The sequence below is a fragment of the Bacteroides ilei genome (assembly GCF_900128495.1).
Classification (GTDB): Bacteria; Bacteroidota; Bacteroidia; order Bacteroidales; family Bacteroidaceae; genus Phocaeicola; species Phocaeicola ilei.
The window spans coordinates 2,180,249-2,200,573 of sequence record NZ_LT635801.1 but is presented as its reverse complement, the minus strand read 5'-3'; the positions used below and the strand labels follow the sequence as shown (position 1 = coordinate 2,200,573).

General features: G+C 41.1%; 14 protein-coding genes. 4 read left to right on the top strand and 10 right to left on the bottom strand.

Annotated features, from left to right (window positions below; genetic code table 11):
- The first annotated feature begins 3 nt into the window (after positions 1–3).
- From recN to BQ7489_RS09430, 3 genes are read left to right on the top strand one after another with little or no spacing between them, the layout of a single operon-like run.
- The gene (recN, locus tag BQ7489_RS09440) at positions 4–1,671 is read left to right on the top strand and encodes a DNA repair protein RecN (protein WP_072530790.1); all 1,668 of its coding nucleotides are present in this window, start codon (positions 4–6) and stop codon (positions 1,669–1,671) included.
- A gap of 25 nt (positions 1,672–1,696) precedes the next feature.
- Positions 1,697–2,452 carry a 23S rRNA (guanosine(2251)-2'-O)-methyltransferase RlmB gene (gene rlmB, locus BQ7489_RS09435; RefSeq protein WP_072530789.1) on the top strand — a complete coding sequence of 252 codons (756 nt, stop codon included), beginning with the start codon at positions 1,697–1,699 and terminating at the stop codon, positions 2,450–2,452.
- Positions 2,453–2,467: 15 nt separating this feature from the next.
- Complete coding sequence (locus BQ7489_RS09430; protein ID WP_072530788.1) at positions 2,468–4,168, top strand: tetratricopeptide repeat-containing S1 family peptidase; 1,701 nt, start codon at positions 2,468–2,470, stop codon at positions 4,166–4,168.
- 81 nt (positions 4,169–4,249) lie between these two features.
- Here the strand turns inward: BQ7489_RS09430 and BQ7489_RS09425 are convergent, their stop codons facing one another.
- The 5 genes from BQ7489_RS09425 to BQ7489_RS09405 all read right to left on the bottom strand — a co-directional run bounded on the left by BQ7489_RS09425 (position 4,250) and on the right by BQ7489_RS09405 (position 11,630).
- Positions 4,250–5,347, bottom strand: coding sequence for a TlpA disulfide reductase family protein (locus BQ7489_RS09425; RefSeq protein WP_072530787.1), 1,098 nt, complete (start codon positions 5,345–5,347; stop codon positions 4,250–4,252).
- Positions 5,348–5,425: 78 nt separating this feature from the next.
- Positions 5,426–6,139, bottom strand: coding sequence for an AbgT family transporter (locus BQ7489_RS09420; protein WP_072530786.1), 714 nt, complete (start codon positions 6,137–6,139; stop codon positions 5,426–5,428).
- 2 nt (positions 6,140–6,141) lie between these two features.
- On the bottom strand, positions 6,142–6,864 hold the full coding sequence (locus BQ7489_RS09415) for a DUF5932 domain-containing protein (RefSeq protein ID WP_072530785.1): 723 nt from the start codon (positions 6,862–6,864) through the stop codon (positions 6,142–6,144).
- A gap of 13 nt (positions 6,865–6,877) precedes the next feature.
- Positions 6,878–11,308, bottom strand: coding sequence for a DUF5113 domain-containing protein (locus BQ7489_RS09410; protein WP_072530784.1), 4,431 nt, complete (start codon positions 11,306–11,308; stop codon positions 6,878–6,880).
- Between the two features lie 145 nt (positions 11,309–11,453).
- Positions 11,454–11,630, bottom strand: a complete 177-nt coding sequence (locus BQ7489_RS09405; RefSeq protein ID WP_072530783.1) for a histone H1 — start codon at positions 11,628–11,630, stop codon at positions 11,454–11,456.
- A 220-nt stretch (positions 11,631–11,850) separates the two neighbouring features.
- Here BQ7489_RS09405 and BQ7489_RS09400 point away from each other — a divergent pair, with 220 nt between their 5' ends.
- Positions 11,851–12,750, top strand: coding sequence for a cation diffusion facilitator family transporter (locus BQ7489_RS09400; protein ID WP_072530782.1), 900 nt, complete (start codon positions 11,851–11,853; stop codon positions 12,748–12,750).
- A gap of 101 nt (positions 12,751–12,851) precedes the next feature.
- Here the strand turns inward: BQ7489_RS09400 and BQ7489_RS09395 are convergent, their stop codons facing one another.
- The 5 genes from BQ7489_RS09395 to BQ7489_RS09375 all read right to left on the bottom strand — a co-directional run bounded on the left by BQ7489_RS09395 (position 12,852) and on the right by BQ7489_RS09375 (position 20,311).
- Positions 12,852–14,228 (bottom strand): glycoside hydrolase family 57 protein, encoded by a 1,377-nt coding sequence (locus BQ7489_RS09395; protein WP_072530781.1) that lies wholly within the window; start codon positions 14,226–14,228, stop codon positions 12,852–12,854.
- A gap of 21 nt (positions 14,229–14,249) precedes the next feature.
- Positions 14,250–15,521, bottom strand: a complete 1,272-nt coding sequence (locus tag BQ7489_RS09390) for a glycosyltransferase family 4 protein (protein ID WP_072530780.1) — start codon at positions 15,519–15,521, stop codon at positions 14,250–14,252.
- A gap of 15 nt (positions 15,522–15,536) precedes the next feature.
- On the bottom strand, positions 15,537–17,480 hold the full coding sequence (locus BQ7489_RS09385; RefSeq protein ID WP_072530779.1) for a glycogen debranching enzyme N-terminal domain-containing protein: 1,944 nt from the start codon (positions 17,478–17,480) through the stop codon (positions 15,537–15,539).
- A 252-nt stretch (positions 17,481–17,732) separates the two neighbouring features.
- A complete protein-coding gene (gene serS, locus BQ7489_RS09380) occupies positions 17,733–19,007 on the bottom strand; it encodes a serine--tRNA ligase (protein WP_072530778.1) in 1,275 nt (424 codons plus the stop codon).
- 104 nt (positions 19,008–19,111) lie between these two features.
- On the bottom strand, positions 19,112–20,311 hold the full coding sequence (locus tag BQ7489_RS09375) for a porin (RefSeq protein WP_072530777.1): 1,200 nt from the start codon (positions 20,309–20,311) through the stop codon (positions 19,112–19,114).
- Positions 20,312–20,325 lie beyond the last annotated feature (14 nt).

The following is a 20,325-nucleotide window of genomic DNA, read 5'->3' as shown; positions in this document are numbered from 1 at the left end:
ACTATGTTACAGTCCCTCTATATACAGAACTATGCGTTGATAGACAAACTGGACATCAGTTTTACATCCGGTTTTTCAGTCATTACAGGCGAGACAGGTGCCGGCAAATCCATCATTCTGGGAGCGATAGGCCTGTTGCTGGGACAACGCGCCGATGTAAAGGCTATCAAGAACGGAGCTTCAAAATGTATAGTTGAAGCGAAGTTCAGAATTGCCACTTATGGGCTGGAAGATTTTTTTGCCGAAAATGACATCGAATATGATCCAGAAGAGTGCATTATCAGGCGGGAAATCGGTATAAACGGAAAAAGCCGGGCATTCATCAATGACACCCCTGCTTCACTGGCACAGATGAAGGTTCTGGGTGAAAAACTGATAGATATACATAGCCAACACCAGAACCTGTTGCTGAATAAAGAAGGGTTCCAACTGAACATATTGGATATTCTGGCCCAAGACGGAAAACAATTGGACAACTACCATAAAATATACAGCGACTACAAGCAGATTTGTAAAGAACTGGATGATTTTATCGGACAAGCGGAAAAAAGCCGTCAGGATGAAGACTATATCCGTTTCCAGCTGGAACAGCTCAAGGAGGCCGGACTCAAGGAAAACGAACAGAAGATATTGGAACAAGAGGCCGAAACTCTGAGTCATGCTGAAGATATAAAAGCCAGCTTGTATAAAGCCAAACAGCTTGTCGACAATGATGAAGGAGGTACACTCTTACAAACCAGAGAATGTATCCAGACATTGCAGAACATATCCAACGTGTATTCTCCGGCAGCCGAATGGGTGGAACGTCTGCAAAGCTGTTACATTGAACTGAAAGATATCGCACATGACCTGTCGAATGCAGAAGAAGGGATTGAGTTCAATCCTTCACGACTGGATTATGTAAATGAACGGCTGAACCTGATATATAACCTGCAGCAGAAACACCATACGGACAACATCGAAGATTTGCTGAAACTACAGCAGACATATGAAGAAGAGTTGGAGTCCATCACTTCATTTGATGAACATATTGCCGAGCTGAACAGAAAAAAAGATACTCTTTACCGGCAAGTGATGGAGCAAGCGAAAATTTTGACAGAGACAAGGAGTGTCGCAGCCAGACACATAGAAGAGCATATGAAATCGTTGTTGGTCCCATTGGGTATGCCGAACGTACGTTTTGCCGTAGAACTGAATCCACGCAAGGAACCCGATGCAAAAGGCATGGACAGCGTAAACTTCCTGTTCTCAGCCAATAAGAACGGAAGCCTCCAGAATGTGGCATCAATAGCTTCGGGCGGAGAAATAGCACGCGTAATGTTGTCTCTGAAAGCCATGATTGCCGGAGCTGTCAAACTCCCGACAATCATTTTTGACGAAATTGATACCGGCGTTTCCGGATCAATAGCCGAAAAGATGGCTCTCATCATGCAAGATATGGGACGTCAAAACCGGCAAGTCATCAGCATTACCCACCTGCCACAAATCGCAGCCAGAGGTACAGCACATTATAAAGTATACAAGGAAGATACAGATTCCGGTACCAACAGCCACATCCGTCTGCTTACCGCAGAAGAAAGGGTACGGGAAATAGCCAATATGCTAAGTGGCACAACCCTGACAGAAGCAGCCATAAACAATGCCCGTTCCTTATTGGGAATGAACCAATAATTCAACAAACTACAAGAAACAAATTATGATAGAAAAGAACGAAATGATATTCGGAGTCAGAGCCGTCATCGAGGCGATTCAGGCCGGAAAAGAGATTGACAAGGTTTTAGTAAAAAAAGATATCCAAAGCGAACTCTCCAAAGAACTGTTTGCAGCTCTGAAAGACACATTTATCCCGGTCCAGCGTGTTCCGGTTGAACGCATCAACCGCATCACCAAGAAAAATCACCAGGGAGTGGTTGCCTTTATCTCCCCTATCACTTACCAACATACTGAAGACATTGTTCCGTATCTGTTTGAACAAGGGAAAAATCCTTTGCTGATTATGCTTGACGGACTTACAGATGTACGGAATTTCGGTGCTATCGCACGTACCTGTGAATGTGCAGGAGTAGACGCCATCATCATCCCGGCAAAAAACAGCGTCAGCGTAAATGCCGACGCCATCAAGACATCGGCCGGTGCATTACATACCATCCCGGTATGCCGTGAAAACAATTTAAGTAACACAATCAGATTCCTGAAAGACAGCGGATTCAAGATTGTAGCTGCTACGGAAAAAGGTGACTATGATTATACGAAAGCCGACTATCATAATCCTACATGTATCATCATGGGAGCTGAAGATACCGGTGTACCCTATGAACACCTTGCTTTATGTGATGAATGGATCAAGATACCTCTATTCGGGTCCATTGAGTCATTGAATGTTTCCGTTGCTGCCGGCATTCTGATTTATGAAGCAATAAAACAACGTGGTTTTTCGGAAAAACAAAAGTAAACTAAATTTTAATATATGAGAAAAGCAATCATTATACTCGCTTGTGGCATGTTGTTCCAGACCGGTTTGGCCCAAGAATTACCCAAATGGGCAGACAAAGCCAGAAAAGCGGTTTTTTCAGTCATTACCTATTCCAAAGACAATAAAATTCTAAATACAGGAAACGGATTCTACATCAATACCGACGGAACCGCAGTTTCAGACTATACTCTTTTTAAAGGAGCCGATCATGCAGTAATAGTTACGGCCGACGGGAAGGAGCTTCCTGTAACCGCTATACTGGGAGCAAATGACATTTATGATGTAGTAAAATTCAGGACGGAGGCAGACAAGAAATCCGGCGCATTACAGCCAGCCACAAAGGAAGTGAAAATAGGTGAAACCGTGTATCTCCTTCCCTATTCAACCCAAAAAGCAACAACCGGCCAGAACGGAACCATAGCGAAAGTAGATACCATATCCAATGATTCCTACTATTATACCATCAACATGCAGACGACCGACAAGACCATCAGCTGCCCTGTAATGAATGCTGATGGTGAAGTCCTTGCCTTAATCCAAAAGAATGCAGATACTGAAAGTAAGGAAAGCTACGCTATCGGAATAAAATTTGTCTCGGCTTTGAGTATAAATGCCCTTTCACTCAATGACATGGCGTTAAATACCATCGGCATAAAAAAAGCATTGCCGGAAAACGAAGACCAGGCACAAGTCTATGTGATCATGGCAGCGTCCCAACTGAACCAAAACGATTACTTGTTGCTGCTGAATGATTTTATTGCCGCCTATCCCAAAAATACCGAAGGATACCTCCGACGTGCTTCCATCTATATGAATATGGGAGACGAAGCTCACTATGCATTGGCTGAAGAAGATTTGGAAACAATGAAAAAAGAAGCTGAGAAAAAAGAGGAGGCATGTTACAACATCGCTAAACTTCTATATACCTATCAGCTCGGATTAAAAGGGAAACAGGCCTACAAGGACTGGACGTGGGAACGTGCTCTCAATGAAATCAATGAAGCAATCAGCATTACTCAGGAACCTCTTTATTACCAGACTCAAGGTGATATCTATTTTGCCATGCAGAAATATCCGGAAGCATTTAACGCATATTGTGAAGTAAACAAGAGTAAGATGGCTTCGGCCGCTTCCTACTATGCTGCAGCAAAGGCCAAGGAACTCTCGGAAGGTACGGACAAGAAAGAAGTTGTGGCCTTAATGGACAGTGCGGTTGCCTTTTATGTCAAACCATATGGTAAAGATGCCGCTCCTTATCTGTATGAACGGGCACGGGTAAAAGCGGATATGAAAGATTTCCGTGGAGCCGTAATGGACTACAATGACTTCTATGATGCCATGCTCGGACAAGTTTCAGCTGAATTTTATCTGACACGAATGAACGCAGAAATGGAAGGACGCATGTATATGCAAGCAATCCAGGATATTGACAAAGCTATCGAACTCGATCCTAAAAATGCAATCTATTATGTTGAAAAAGGGGGCGTACACCTGCGCGTCAACCAGCTAAAAGAAGCTTCCGAAGCTTTAGGAAAAGCCTTAGAACTCGACCCGAAAAATGCACCGGCTTACCGCATGCTGGGTTATACACAAATACAGCAGAACAAGAAACAGGAAGGGATGGCCAATCTTCAGAAAGCCAAAGATCTGGGTGACGAGATAGCATCCAACCTTATCCAAAAATATAACAAATAACAACGCCCATATAAACCGGAGGGGCTTCCCCACAGCAGTGAATTCTGCAGGGGAAGCCCCTCCGCCTATTTTAAATTCTCATCACTTCATCAATTCACCCAGTTTTGACATCAACTGGTCACCACGCAAATCACGGGCCACAATATTTCCCTGTTGGTCAATCAATACAGTAGCAGGGATGGCACGTACACCATACAACGCAGCTCCCTCACTTTGCCATCCTTTCAGATCAGACATCTGAGGCCATGTAATGTTCAAGTCCTTGATTGCTTTCTTCCAATCTTCAGCACTTTCATCCAAAGAAACACCTACAATACCGAAACCTTTCTTGCTGAATGCTTTATAGGCTTCGACTACATTCGGCATTTCTCTGCGGCAAGGACCACACCAACTAGCCCAGAAATCTACCAGAGTATATTTGTTCTGTCCTACAAAATCCGACAACTTCACACTCTTTCCTTCCGGAGTATTCATCGTGAAATCTACAAACGACTGACCTACGGCTGTTTTTGAAAGAGTTGTAACACGGTTTTTCAACGCAACAACATCGGGATTAGAGCTGTATGCAGCCGGAATCTTAGCTAACAAACCTTCAACTTTGACAGGATCAAACGCATCGGCATAAGATGTCAGCAACTGTACCCCTACCAAATTCCCGATATTTGACGAAATAGTTTCAAATACCATTTCCGTTCCCAGACTATCTTTCTCAGCGAGCTGGTTTTCCAGTTGCAGACGTTGTTCATCAGTAAGGGAATCATTCTGACTCTGCTGATAAATCGTTGAAATTTCCTTATTCATTGCAATGAATTTATCCATGAACTGCTGATAAGCATCGTTACATTCTGTTCCAGACACCATATTTGCCTGAGATGCCATACTTAGCTTGATATCCCCTTTCTCTATGAATACCATAGCCGTCATCTGCTGATTACCTTTCATATAGGTAACATAACGACTAACTGTAACCGAATCCGGATTACCGGTAAATTCGAAACTTCCGTCTTTCACGATAGCTGAATCTATCTTAACCAAATTTCCATTTACAAAATCTTGCAAATAGACTGTATCACCATCGGTTACGCCCTCTATAGTACCACTGATTCTGTAACCAGGTTTTTCCTGGCAAGCAGCAAATGACAAAACTCCTGCCACCGCCATCCACATAAATTTTTTCATATACTCTATACAATAAATTAGACAAGTCCAAATATAATCCATTAACATATAAATCCCAGAAAACAAATGCAAAATATATTATTCATTAGGATTTTTTGACTTATTGGCAACCCATAGCAAAGATAAAATACAACATATCAGGAATGAAACATTATAAACCCGTTCCGATATTCCAGCCCAGATATCCAAATGCGTATAATGAAAACATGCAAAGAACTGTGAGACAAAAAACAAAATGACAAAATAACTGCCCAAACGTACAAAACTATATGACATACCGTCTACTATATCCTTATCCCTCCGGTAATAATCCATACTATATGCATATACTATTGACATCAATCCCATACTGGCAGAAACCAGACACCAAAACCCGTCCATAAAGGGAGAATTAGATAATGTACCTCTGATACTTCGCACAATCCCCCATGGCCCCCATGCCAATGTGCAACAGACGATGCAACAGAATATTCCGACAGACATACTGCATACCAATGCCCTCTGCTCCTTACGGGAAGGCTTCTTACGGTAGATAAGTATCCGTTTCAATAACGCCCATAATCCCGAATGCATCCAAAGTCCCAGGCCAAAGAATATGATCAACAAGTTTCCAAGAAAAGGATTGTCAATAAAATTACTGTTCAAAGAGCGTAATAGCCACCTAAAACCTTCAGAACTTAACAGACTACGTACATCAGTCCATTCATAGATACTTCCCACCCATGAAAAGACAGCCACCCATAATGTAAGGAGGAAAAAGACAGTAGCCGGATGTAGAATACGCTTATTCATGCCTACTCATCATCGGGTTCCAAATTGTCTATATCCAAAATACGTAGTTCGAATGCACGGGTAACCAAACGACATGCATTTACACCACTCCTTTCGTCCGGACGGAACAGACGGTTTACCAATTCATTCTGACGTTTTTCTATCGATTTCACGCCAAACGGCATAGCCTTCAAATTTGTAATCATCTCCTTAGTATATCCTAAAGCGAGATGACGCAACAGACGTTCGTCGTATTCATCTATATCATAATTGATAATGGCTTCCTGACGACGCTGTTCGGCAGCTACCGATTGTTTAAAACGCTCCACAATTTTTTCCAATATTGGATAATTGAAAACAAGTTTCTTTCCAGCCATGACAGCCTCTACATCAGTAGCTGTCAACAATTCACCAGTTTTCAGAATAATACCGTCAGCTCCTGCATCCAAAGCGTCAACCCACAATTTCTCATTCAATACTTCACCTGTAAAAATCAGCACCTTCAATTCCGGACGTTCCTTATGCAATCTTGCGCAAATATCGACACCAATAGTTGTCGATCCTCCCAGTCCGAGATCCAACAAGACCAAATCCGGTGTCTGTTGTTCCAATAAAGTCCAAAATTCGGCCTCAGTCATGGCTGTACCTATTACTTCAGCATTCGGTATCTCATGACGGAAAATTTCTTCCGTCCCCTTTAATTCCAGTTTGACATCTTCTACAATGATAACTTTAAACTTTTCCATACTATTTCTATTCTTATATTCTGTTATCCAGAGGAACCGTAAACCAGACTGTAAATCCATTGTCCACAGCCGGACAAGCATTTATACGACAGCCCCTCTTCCCTGCATATTCATCATGATCACGAATAATCTGCTTACACACCAAATATTCTGTTCCTTCAAGTTCATTTCCTGTATTCACTTTCTTCATACGTGACAATGACGGATAAAAGAGCTCATTTAACTCTTCCTGCCCAAAGGTACGACGAGTATCCGTAAAACTGAAACGGACAAATTCCTTTTCTTTAACCGCAGAAAGCAACAAGGTCCCAGATACGCGGTAACGGACAGCTTCATCCAACAGATTCTCAAGTAAAAAGGACAACAAGACCTTATCCCCTATCACAAACAACCTATCTTCTGCACCATCTACCTGAAAATCTAATATATAATCCAGTTTCCGTGTACTTTTCTTCAAATATTTAATCGCATTATCCATCAGTTCCTTTACATTCACTTCTGCACGACGAAATGTTATTTCCTCCAACTGCCTTGCCGCACAAGAACTTAACAGAGAAAAAATATCTTTATAATAATTTACCAGTTCATCTATTGTCTGTAATTGTTTCTGTTCATCTTCAATATCAATCACATCATGACTGTTCAACTTATCAATAATCTGTTTAATCCTGTTCGGATAATAAATCGTTTCGTGCTTTATGGTTGACAAACAATTATCCAAAACCATATTCTGGACATGCAACATATTTTCCTCATAAGAGGTCCGGCGTGCCTCATCCTGGGCCAGTTCTATATCACCATATTTTCTGCGGACACGCACAACTGTATTATATAACATAACGGCAAGATAACTCATAACCAACTCGACAAGCACCTTATCCTCTTCTCTGGTATGAGGCAATACAGACCGAATAGCCAGCACGCCCGTGCAATGTTCTTCATTACCAACCTCTACATTCAGAGGGAAACAGCTCCACTCACCGGCTCCCTTCCACATCTTCTGGCGCCTGTCGAAACAGCGCTGCATCTGATTACACAAATCATCATGTTCCTGCTCTTTCCTGAATGTAAAGATCAATTTGGAGGTATCCTCATCATATACCGCTAAAGCCATATCCGATATAGGTATCAGTTCATTCAACTCAATGAAAAAACGGCCTGACAGAATTTCCGAAATATTCCAGTTTTCCTGTTCTATAGGTTGGACTGCTGAAAAAACAGCCTTATTGATTGTAAATACCTGTTCCATATTATACCGGTAATGCAACCTATGACGCAAATATAGCAGATAATATCCGACCAGACTACCGATAACCAGCAAAATAAACAATGCTATAGCTATCATCTTATTACTGGCCGACTGTTGCATCTGACGGCAATAATATTCCAAAGAATGATCCTGACTTATCTGCTTATATAATACGGCATATGCTGTATTGTTATAGAAATAGATACGGAAATCCTTGACAGCCAATCCGGCGACAGCCGCTTCATTACGTACATCCAGCAATATATAGTAATCGGTATTGAAATTATTTTCTAACCAAACCTGCTCGGCAGCTTCCTGACTTGCATCGTAAAGTTTAAGAAGAGGAGTCTGCTTTCCTGAATAACGTAGATAATGTGCATTCATATAATAAAGGACACTGTCTGCATAAAACAAAGCATCCTCATACCGACCGTTTACATTGCAATCATAGACTGCATTAGCAAAATCGTTCGCAATGACCAGCAAACTGTCATAACCTACATCAATATTTCCTGCTTCTACATCCGTATCCATTCGATTATGAGTACAACCTATACCCAAAACAGACATAACACATAACACACAGACGGATAATAACCTGCGTAATCCTTTCGGTAGTCTGAAATAAAAACGGCTGCCTTTACCTACCTCACTTTCTATCTCAAAACAACATACGTCGAATATAGGATTAGTTTTACGGTACTTTTCAATAATTCCTTTACAGTTCATCAATCCAAAGCCATGCCCCTTCTGTTTCTGAAGTTCAGAAACATCAGCAGCTGTAGAAATTCCGATACTCCCTGAATCATAAATCTTCTCCCCCAGTATCCGCTGTACATCCTCATGTGACAGGCCCGGCCCGTTGTCCTTTACCGATATCTCTACATACCTTTCTGATTCAATTGCAAAAATCTCAATCCGTCCCTCTTCCTGCGTATATTTCCGGGCATTTTCGGCCAAAGTATTAATCATAAATAGAGTCAAGGCCTTATCGGCCTTCACAACCGCATCTGTCGGTCTGACAACCAGTTCCTGACGTTTCATCTCAAAAGAACGACGCCCTTTGGCTATCATAGAAAACAGTTCATTCAGCTCAAAATTCTCTATATTCAGGCTTAAGGCTCCCTGACGCATCTTGATCCATAAGGCCAGAATATCATTATACTCATTGATGCGGGTAATAAGCTCCTCAATATATGCATATTTCCTTTTCTTTACTTCCGCTTCACGGGTATATGAAGCACACCGCAGTTTATGCACTTCATTTATGACACGGTCTATATAGGGCAATATTCCTGTAACAATAGACAGACAAGCCTTCTTTATTACGTTCTGACGCTTGTTTTCAATTACATGTTGTTCATGAATATATTGCTCCTTCTCCAAACGCCTTCTTTCATCGTCCAAAGAAACCAGATTCAGCCCGTTCTCTAACGTCCATGCCAGATACGGCAATAACAGATGGAGCAGACTTTCATTCTCTTTTCCTAAAGGGCGGTATAGCGCCAATGCAAGCCTCCCAATCCTTTCCGACCGTCCGGGAGATATCAGATCATAATAATAAAACCTGACAGACTGCGGCAATATAGACTCGGAGCGTAGTTCTTGAGAATCAGAAATCTCCTCATCCAGATTTATCTGCATATCGGCCGCATCGAATATTTTCAGGAAATCCTCTTTAATTGTTTCCAGGATAACTTCCACTGCCTCTTGGTTTCCAGTTGCATGAACCGGTACAGCCGAAGTTATCTTATGGCACAGATCCTGGATTTTCTTCAATGCAGACAAATAATGGACATTATGTCTCCGCCATAGCCTATTCAATATAAAGATTAGGAACATCAGAATGAAAAACCCCACAATTACCAGCAGAAGCAATACATTCAGTTGTTTGGATTCCGACTCTAAAGCAGCATAACGGCTTTCCAAAGCTTTGTCTTGACGGGTATAGTCCAACAGATCCAGATAAATGTTACGGTTATAATCCGATTCCTGTTTCATACCCAAAGCAGAATAGGTACGGCTCAACTGTTCACGCAACCTCAATATCCATTCAGGAATTGTCTTGATGTTATCATCAACAATCCACTTCAATTCTATCGGACGTCCGGCATTAGGAATATAAACCTGTAGACGATCGGTCGTATCCAAACAATGATAATATTTCTCATGATGCAGATTCACGTAATTCAATGCCTTCTGCAAATTAGGCAAAGCCTTTTCCGACTGACCGGAATAATTATAATATGTAGCAATGGTACGATATACTCCCGAGATCTGATACCAATCACCGTATTGTTTGAACAATCCCAACGCTTTTCTGGCACAATACAACGGCAAACTATCCATCGGAAGGTCTTCATCATTGATAAGATGCAATACACTGGAATGTTCCTTTTCCAACAATTCTCTGTTCTGGCGGAAATTCAATAGTTCGGCAATAGCCTGCAACGTATTCGCTTCAAAATAAATATATCCCCCCGACCGACTGGCCATCAGACTGTTTGCAAGAAGCTTCAATTCACCGATAACAGCCTGGTCACGGGTAGGAGCTTCGTACAACCCGGCAGCTCCCTTCATATAACGGTAATAAATCCATTGGGCCATATCTCCATCCAGCATATCGTCCGTAACGGAGTCTATAGCCTCTTCTGACTCCTTATGCTGCTGCAGATAATAATAATAGACGCTAGATACAATATAAAATTCAGAAACAGCATAATTCAAACGCCTTTTCTCATTCTTATCTGTAATGACGGCCCCATCTTCACTGATACGTTTCATCCTTCTCAAAGCACTGTTACGGTAATCGTAAAACTCTTTGTTCATGGCAGTACGTTGACATATTTTCATCATACCTACATCCGATACCAGCAATTCTATTTCATTGTTTCCTTCCTCACGGGCTTTCAGGAAAAGATCCGAAGCTTTTTCGAAATCCATCCTCATAAAAGTACAGAAACCCCAATTATTCAAGGCTGTAACACGTTGTGTCGTATTTTCTGATGAAAGTTCATATGCCCGGATTGCTGCTTTCATCGATATCTCAAGATCTTTATATCGCATTTCATAGGATAATCTGTTCATCGAATCCGCTTCTGTATACGACATTTCCTTTTGTGCACGTCCTTTACAGGAAATGCATAAACATATACAAAGACAGCCAGCAAGAACATAATTAAAGATCTTTCTCATATTTCACAATAAATGGACGGACACAATACAAAAATACAAAGTTCAAGAAATAAACCCCAATGAAAAAGACAAAAATAAAAGAGGCTATATCATATCCCTACTCAAGAAATATGATACAACCTCTCCAACCAAAGTGGCAAAACAATTATTTCTTAGATTCTTCCAGAGAAACCTTTCTAAATTCTTTCAACACTTTTTCCAATTCCAAAGAAGACTTACGAGCTCTTGTTCCTGCTGCCTTGTTACCTTTAGCCGACTGCAACTCCGCATCTGCAAGTAAAGCCGCACTCAATTCCTTGATTTTTGCAATTAATTCGTCCATAGTTTTAATATTTGATTTTAAACATCATCAAAGTAAATACAAATAACTCAATATGATACTTTTGCCTCTTCCTTTTTTACATTTTTTAATAGTTTTTTTAGCCAATTACTGCAACCAAGTTGCAAACTTAACCTCAAATAATATAACGAGGACCTATATCCCTTGAAAATGTTACTCTTAAGCTATATTTTTGCTGACAAATTTTAATTAGATATTTTTTATGGAACATCATCATTCACACGAACACATTCATACAATTACTTCGCTCAATACGATTTTTATTGTATGTATCCTTATTAATCTGGCTTTCGTCATCATTGAAGCCGGAGTAGGTTTTTTTTACAATTCACTCGGGCTGCTGTCTGATGCCGGACATAATTTAAGCGACGTCTTCAGCCTACTTCTTTCACTTTTTGCATTCCGTATGTCCAAGCACCATGGAAACCGCCATTTCACTTACGGATACAAGAAAAGTACAATTCTAGTCTCCCTGATAAATGCCATTATACTATTGGTTGCTGTCGGTGGAATCCTGATTGAAAGCTTTTACAAACTCAAACATCCGGTACCTGTTTCGGGAGAAGCTATTTCGTGGACAGCCGGAATCGGTATCATCATCAACGGAATAACAGCATGGCTGTTAATGCGTGACCAGAAACATGACCTTAACATACACGGTGCATTCCTTCATATGGTAATGGATACGCTCGTCTCAATAGGAGTTGTCATCTCGGGTATTATCATAACATTTACCGATTTTGTCATCATTGATACTGTTATCAGCCTGGTTATTGCTCTCATTATTCTGATATCAACCTGGAAACTACTGAAAGAAAGTCTGTTCTTGACATTGGATGCCGTTCCTGAAAATATAGACATAAACGAAATAGAACAAACCATATCTCAAACTCCGGGAATCATCAGTTGGCACCATCTCCATGTATGGGCAGTAAGCACCACTGAGAATGCAGCCACAGTTCATATTGTAATTGATAACCTCAGCCATATGGAAGAAATCAAGCACCAACTAAAAACCGAACTGCACCATAAAGGAATCAATCATAGTACTATCGAATGTGAAACTACCGATTGTTGCTGCAAAGACACATCATGTTGCTAAAATTCAAAGCAGCGCCATCTAATAAAAAGCTCATTTACATGTTTTCATATCAAACAGTAAATGAGCTTTTTATCAAATCTCTATAAAGTTATGAATCAAATTCATTCTTTAGTTGCCGTTTTTTTGGAAGACACTTTTTTAGAAGCTGTCGTTTTTTTTGCCGTGGTTTTCTTTGCTGCTTCCTGATATTTTTTCAACTCTTCCTGCAATTTATCCCTTTCTGCCGTTACTTGGGCTAATTCCTCTCCCTGGTTCTTGATTGTAGTCAACAAAGAGCTTAATTCTTCATTATCCATATCAACCGGATACAAAGCATCTACACGCCCCAGGAAATCACCTAAAATATTCATATAATTGGTGAAGGCATCGTATGGAGAATCATAAATACCACGGTTCAGTCCAACTCCCGTATCCTTAGTAGTCATAAAACGGAAATTGTTACTAGCCTGCAGATAATACCAGTCTTGCTTGATACGACTGTCATCACACAGATACACACGTTCGGCAACACTATACAATTTATTGAATGCCTCACGCTGCATGACGTTACCTAACCATGGACTGATATCCCTTTCCTCGTCTGACCATGACATCGGATAAGGAACATCCACCATATCCACAGATTTCAACTTAGTGACAATCTCCGTCGGAGTAGAGAATGTTATTCCTTTCTGTTTTGCACATATAGGCAAAGCTTTCAGGAACTCAAGAATATTTGACGATAACGGCTGGGCCATACCCAAAGCAGACAATTCCATAAAAATATTGATAATCTGCTCATTTTCGGGCAACGCATCAATCCAACCGATATACTTGTCGGCAAACAGAGGATATTCACTCCATTCCGAGTTGGAGAAACGTAGACTGATATCATCTGAAAGCTTAAAGTCACGCATCAACAATTTCAGATTAGGATTTTCTGCGCAATGATACAGATAATGAGGACTTTTCCAACCCAAAACATGTTTTGCACCCTCAATCAGCATACCCTTGAATCCCATATCAGCTACAATACCACCAACTTCGTTATCATAAATCAGGCTGGAATTACGGAATACCTTAGGCTCTTTCCCGAAATAATCTTTAATCTTACGACGCATCCGGTTTACTTCTTCCCTGAAACAATCTTCATTAGCCAAAGAAGACAAGCCATGTGAATACGGTTCACAAATGAATTCGCAGCATCCGGTTGCATTCAATTCATGCAACAACTCAATAACAGCTGGCGCATGAATCTCCAATTGTTCCAAGGCAACACCCGAAATGGAAAGAGCGACTTTAAATGCTCCTTCATTTTCCTTTGCCATTCCAATCAAGGTCTTTAAAGCAGGAATATAAGAACGTTCCGCAACTTCATTGATTCCCTGTTCATTAGCAAAATCGTCATAATAATAATGATCGGTACCTATTTCGAAGAAACGATAACGTTTCAAGTGAATGATCTGGTGTATTTCAAAATAAAGACAGATTGTTTTCATAATATATAGCGTATAATTTTTTTATTTACCATAATTTCTTAATACCTGATCATACAATGCACGTATCTTCAGGCCAACTTTCTCCCACACAATACCATCAACTTCTTTCTTTCCTTCATCACGCAGATACTCATAAAGTGCCGGATTCGTACATATAGAATGGATAGCATCTGCCATTGCATGAATATCCCAATAATCGATCTTGATGCATTTATCCAAAATTTCAGCACATCCCGATTGTTTGGAAATGATAGTCGGCACACTACACTGCATTGCTTCCAACGGAGATATTCCGAAAGGTTCGGATACCGACGGCATAATATAGACATCACTTGCTTTCAATACCTCATAAACCTGTTTACCTTTCATAAATCCAGGGAAATGAAATCTATCGGCAATACTTCTTTCTGCAGCCAAACGAATCATTGCATTCATCATATCACCGCTACCGGCCATTACAAAACGTACGTTACGGCAACGTTTCAAGACCATAGCCGCAGCTTCCACAAAATATTCAGGTCCTTTCTGCATTGTAATACGGCCCAAGAAAGTGACAATCTTTTCTTTCGGATTTTTCCTTGGTACTATTTCCTGGATTTCTTTCGACAACGGTGCTACCGCATTATGCATAGTAAATACCTTACGAGGATCCTGGTAATATTTATTTATGACGGTCTGACGTGTCAGTTCACTTACACACATAATACAATCAGCATGATCCATACCGTTCTTCTCTATTGAATAGACAGTAGGATTGACGTTACCGCGACTACGATCAAAATCAGTAGCATGCACATGGATTACAAGCGGTTTACCTGATACCTGCTTGGCATGAATACCGGCAGGATAAGTCAGCCAGTCATGAGAATGGATAATATCAAACTGCTGCTGACGTGCTACGACCCCAGCCACAATGGAATAATTGTTTATTTCTTCGTGCAGATTATCAGGATAACGCCCAGAAAATTCCAAACATCCCAAATCATTGGTATGCATATAGCTGAAATCGGCATAGATATGGTCTCGCAAATCATAATACAACTGAGGATCCATATACTTGCCTACCCTGCTCTTGACATAATCCCACTGGACATCACGCCATACAATAGGCACGCTGTTCATTCCTATGATTTTCAAAAAACTCTGATCTTCGTCTCCCCACGGTTTAGGAATACAGAAAGTTATCTCCATATCCGATTGTTGGGCAAGTCCCTTGGTCAAGCCATAGCTTGCTGTTCCCAAACCTCCTAGAATATGAGGAGGAAATTCCCATCCAAACATTAAAACTTTCATAGTCTTTCCTCCCACTTATTGATTGTCATATTTATCCAATAGATTTAAAGTTCTCAATAATTCGGCCACATTCATTGCAAATGAAACGGCTCCACGACCCTGGAACGGTGGATTGCCATCAAATAGTTCAGGGATAGAACCCAAACAATGACAACTCATCTGATCTTCATAACTTATCAGCTGACGCCTAGCAAATGAAATGGCACTACGTTTATAGATACGCATATATGCTTCCAGGTAAAACCCTTCAAGCCATGGCCATGCCGTTCCCTGGTGATAAGCATAATCACGCTGAATTTGCGGACCTACATAATTAGGGTTGTATCCCCCACTTTTCGGACTCAAAGAACGGATACCCTTAGGAGTAAGCAACTCCTTCGTTACAATATCTATAACTCCCTTTTTCTGCTTTGCATCCAACGGAGAATAGTCGAAAGCTGCAGCAAAAATCATATTAGGACGGACACTCCAGTCCATCATATCCCCATCTACATAATCAAGCAAATAGCCATATTCATTCAGGAATGTATCTTTAAACGACTGACCGGTCTTTTCAGCGATCTGGACCAGACGTCGTGCAAATTCTTCGTCACCGGCTTCACCCAACAGTTCGGACACAAACATCAGCGCATTATACCACAACGCATTGAATTCTACAAGATATCCTGAACGTGGAGTAACAGGACGACCGTTGACAGTTGCATTCATCCAGCTGACAGCTTTGTCTTTACCGGCCGAATAAATCAAACCGTTATCATGGATCTGCATGTTGGGATGTTTACCCTCAACAAGAAAAGTCATGATATCTTTCAGTAATACACCATATTTGGCACGGGCCTGTTCTCTTGAGACCATCTTGGCATATTGCTGAATGGTCCATACACACCACAATAACACATCAGGATGTTCAATTTCTGTAATCTTCAAATCACACTCTTCACCTTTAATAAATGCATATATTGCCTTCATGGCAGTATTCATGACGATTTCGAACTTCTCGACCTCATTGATGGCAAGCATCAGTCCCGGCAAAGAGATGAACATATCACGGGCACGACATTTGAACCATGGATAACCGGCCAATACGTACGATTCTCCTCCTTGTTTATTCAGGAACTGGTGTGCGGCATTTATCAGACAATTTTTAAAATTGTTACGCGGTATACGCCGTTCCATTTCCTCAGTAAACAAGTTATTCAGATCAATGTCCCCAATATCAGAAACACTGCCCGAAAAAACGATCGGTTGGTCCTTCGTTATTTCAACCTCAAAATATCCGGGTACATAAAGATCCTCATTGAAATCATAACCACGTTCCTGTTCTTTCGGATATTCAATTCCCCTATACCAGTCAGGCTGAAAATGGAATTCATTTTCCTTGTTCAATTGCATATAAAGTTCCGGATATCCCGGATACATACATGTTTTGATGCCGTTCTTCACTTCATCATAATGACGGCTTGCCTGAGTGTTTTCATGTGTATACTGTCGTACACTGCGGAATGCAAGATAGGGCCGAAACCGAAGAATAGTCTTCGAATGTGCTTCTACCAAGGTATACCGGATTAAGATCCGGTTCTCATGATGCACAAATACCTTCTCTTTTTTCAAAACAACCCCTCCTACCCGATAAACGGTTGTAGGTACTTTTTCACACTCAAACTCGCGGATATACTTATGACCACGTGGACTGAAATTGTCGCCATGATATTTATGCAGGCCCAAATTGAATTCAGCTCCATGCTGTATCACAGTTTCATCCAGTGACGAAAGCAATACATGATTATCGTCATCCAACTCTGGAATAGGGATGACTAACAAACCATGATATTTGCGAGTATTACAATCTACAATAGTAGAACAATGGTACGCACCCGAACGATTCGTACGAAGAATTTCACGTGGAAGAGATTCTTCCAGATTCGTCATTAGCGTTTTGTCAAATCGTAAATAACTCATAGTTGTTATATTAAGGTTATTGTTAGTAGTTCTATAAAATGTTATTTTATAGCTCAAAATTAGTAATTATATAGAGAAAGCAAAATTAAAAACTCCTTTTTTTGAATTTAATTGGAATTTTTGTACGTAAAACTAGCTTTTTGTCAAAATCACTTTTCAAATAAATGTCGAGCAACATAAAATTAACATACAAAAAAAGAGAAGCTGTCCGGCCAATCCAGACAGCTTCTCTTTTCTATATATAGATATTTATTACTTAATCATGTCAAATCCACAATATGGAACCAATGCCTTCGGTATACGGATACCTTCCGGAGTCTGGTTATTTTCAAGCAAAGCTGCAACGATACGTGGTAAAGCCAATGCTGAACCATTCAAAGTATGGCACAACTCGGTCTTCTTATCGGCATTGCGGTAACGGCACTTCAAACGGTTTGCCTGATAAGTATCGAAGTTGGATACTGAAGAAACCTCCAACCAACGTTTCTGTGCCTCTGAATACACTTCAAAATCATAACAGATGGCAGCGGTAAAACTCATATCACCACCACACAGACGAAGAATACGATATGGAAGTTCCAGCTTTTTCAACAAACCTTCCACATGATCCAACATTTCCTGATGAGATTGTCTGGAATGTTCAGGCTTGTCAATCCGAACCAGTTCTATCTTTGAGAATTCATGCAGACGATTCAACCCACGTACATCCTTACCATAAGAACCGGCCTCACGGCGGAAACATTGGGTGTATGCACAATTCTTAATCGGGAGCTGTTTTTCGTCAAGGATTACATCACGATAAATATTAGTTACAGGAACTTCAGCTGTAGGAATCAAATACAAGTCGTCCAGATTACAATGATACATCTGCCCTTCCTTATCAGGAAGCTGTCCTGTACCATAGCCAGATGCGGCATTTACCACCGTCGGCGGCATAATCTCTTCATAACCTGCAGCACGGGCTTCATCCAGGAAGAAATTGATCAAAGCACGCTGAAGACGGGCACCTTGTCCCCTGTATACCGGAAAACCGGCTCCTGTAATCTTTACTCCCAAATCGAAATCAATCAGATTATATTTCTTTGCCAGCTCCCAATGCGGCAGTGCATCCTTAGGAAGTTCAGTTTCCATACCGCCCATCTTGACAACAAGGTTGTCTTCTGCCGTCGCACCTTCCGGTACTTCCTCATAAGGTACATTCGGTATGGTATAAAGCAGGTTCTGCAAGTCCTCGGCAGCCTGATCCATCTGAGCCTGAAGTTCCTTGCTAGCTTCCTTGATTTCCGCTACACGCGCCTTTGCTGCTTCAGCTTCATCTTTCTTACCCTCTTTCATCAGGGCACCGATAGTCTTCGAAGTCGAATTAACCTCTGCCAGGTTCTTATCTAATTGGTTTTGAGCTGTACGTCTTCTGTCATTTAATTCCAGCACTTGCGCAATAGCCTCTTTCGCATTGGCAAAATGCTTCTTTTCCAATCCACGGATCACCTTTTCGGTATCCTCAGTAATTTGTTTAATTGTAAGCATATCTTTTTACTTTAATGGAACTATGTCATTGCTTTTATGCGTGCAAAGATATAGTTTTTTATTTAAATATGTACCAAGGTAAACCGTTTATAAATTTTCAGGATTCAGAAAACAGGCAAAGTATAGACAAGCCCCAACGAAATACGCTGCCAGCTCACATCTTCTGCCCCCAATGCCTGTGCACGCCGGCTCAGGCAAGTCCGTTTATATAGGAAATGCAGATAAAGCTGCAGTTCACTATTCTGCATCGGATAATACTCGATACACACTTGCGAATTCCAAGTCTTACGGTAGTTTCCTGCAGCCAATCCTTCCTGCGACTTATATACATTCCCTATTTCATAGACACCTTTCAGATACATGTTCCAGTTCTTACCCAACCTATAGTCTACATTAGCTATGGTTGTGAAATAGTCTACGTATCCAACCGTATAGCCCGGACTTTCGTTCCGGAAAGTCAACTCGCTGATCAGCCCTTTGGTGTCCAGACCTTCCCGTGAATACATAAAGTCAATATATGCCAGGAAAGGTTTTTTGTCCCAGGCATTACCGCAAGTAAAATAAAAAATATTCTTACCCTTCGCCAGCTGTCCGTATGACAACGAATAGCGCAACTGTAAAGCCCTGTCAACAAAATGTCCGGCCCAATTTAAAGTCCCCAATAACGGGACCTTAGATTCCGCTATCCCTTCGGACAATGCATAACGGAACATTTCTTCCGTACTTCCGTTCCGGTTGTTCACAAGCTGGAAGTTCAGTTCGTGACGGTCGTTCAAGGTATAACCTAAATTGACACCTGCCTGATAACAGGGAAGATAGTTATTGAAATCAGAATAGTAACGAACCTTGATCGCATTGACCCAACATTCATATCCACTGAATTGCACGGCCTGTTTGCCTACAGTAAGTAACAGCCTGTCATCCAACTGCCAGCCTACCATAGCCAGTTCCACCTGTCCCGACAAATTATCCAGCGAATACCCCGGCGTTGTATGCGTATTCAATATCTGCCGGAAATGATAAGAAAACCTTTTACCGAAAGACCCTAATACTTCCCACCTTACCCGATTGACCTTAAAGGCAGCTTCATCAAACGAGTTATTTTCAAATTCTACATTGGCCGACGTAGCAAACTGTACATTCATGTGGGCCCAGTCAATCTCCGGTTTCTTTCCTGTCACCTTCTCCAACAGGGTTTCCGATTCATCAGCTGAGATCAAGGCCTCATTCTGCGCATATACAAACGATATCCAGAACAGCAGTATTGTCAATACCGCCCATTTTTTCTTCTGTATACAAACCATATATTAAAAACAAA

Bases quoted from the DNA above. Each gene is read 5' to 3' on its own strand.
- BQ7489_RS09430 (WP_072530788.1), top strand. From the start codon at position 2,468: ATGAGAAAAGCAATCATTATACTCGCTTGTGGCATGTTGTTCCAGACC.
- BQ7489_RS09395 (WP_072530781.1), bottom strand. From the start codon at position 14,228: ATGAAAACAATCTGTCTTTATTTTGAAATACACCAGATCATTCACTTG.
- BQ7489_RS09385 (WP_072530779.1), bottom strand. From the start codon at position 17,480: ATGAGTTATTTACGATTTGACAAAACGCTAATGACGAATCTGGAAGAA.
- serS (WP_072530778.1), bottom strand. From the start codon at position 19,007: ATGCTTACAATTAAACAAATTACTGAGGATACCGAAAAGGTGATCCGT.
- BQ7489_RS09400 (WP_072530782.1), top strand. From the start codon at position 11,851: ATGGAACATCATCATTCACACGAACACATTCATACAATTACTTCGCTC.
- BQ7489_RS09420 (WP_072530786.1), bottom strand. From the start codon at position 6,139: ATGAATAAGCGTATTCTACATCCGGCTACTGTCTTTTTCCTCCTTACA.
- BQ7489_RS09415 (WP_072530785.1), bottom strand. From the start codon at position 6,864: ATGGAAAAGTTTAAAGTTATCATTGTAGAAGATGTCAAACTGGAATTA.
- BQ7489_RS09410 (WP_072530784.1), bottom strand. From the start codon at position 11,308: ATGAGAAAGATCTTTAATTATGTTCTTGCTGGCTGTCTTTGTATATGT.
- rlmB (WP_072530789.1), top strand. From the start codon at position 1,697: ATGATAGAAAAGAACGAAATGATATTCGGAGTCAGAGCCGTCATCGAG.
- BQ7489_RS09390 (WP_072530780.1), bottom strand. From the start codon at position 15,521: ATGAAAGTTTTAATGTTTGGATGGGAATTTCCTCCTCATATTCTAGGA.
- BQ7489_RS09375 (WP_072530777.1), bottom strand. From the start codon at position 20,311: ATGGTTTGTATACAGAAGAAAAAATGGGCGGTATTGACAATACTGCTG.
- BQ7489_RS09405 (WP_072530783.1), bottom strand. From the start codon at position 11,630: ATGGACGAATTAATTGCAAAAATCAAGGAATTGAGTGCGGCTTTACTT.
- BQ7489_RS09425 (WP_072530787.1), bottom strand. From the start codon at position 5,347: ATGAAAAAATTTATGTGGATGGCGGTGGCAGGAGTTTTGTCATTTGCT.
- recN (WP_072530790.1), top strand. From the start codon at position 4: ATGTTACAGTCCCTCTATATACAGAACTATGCGTTGATAGACAAACTG.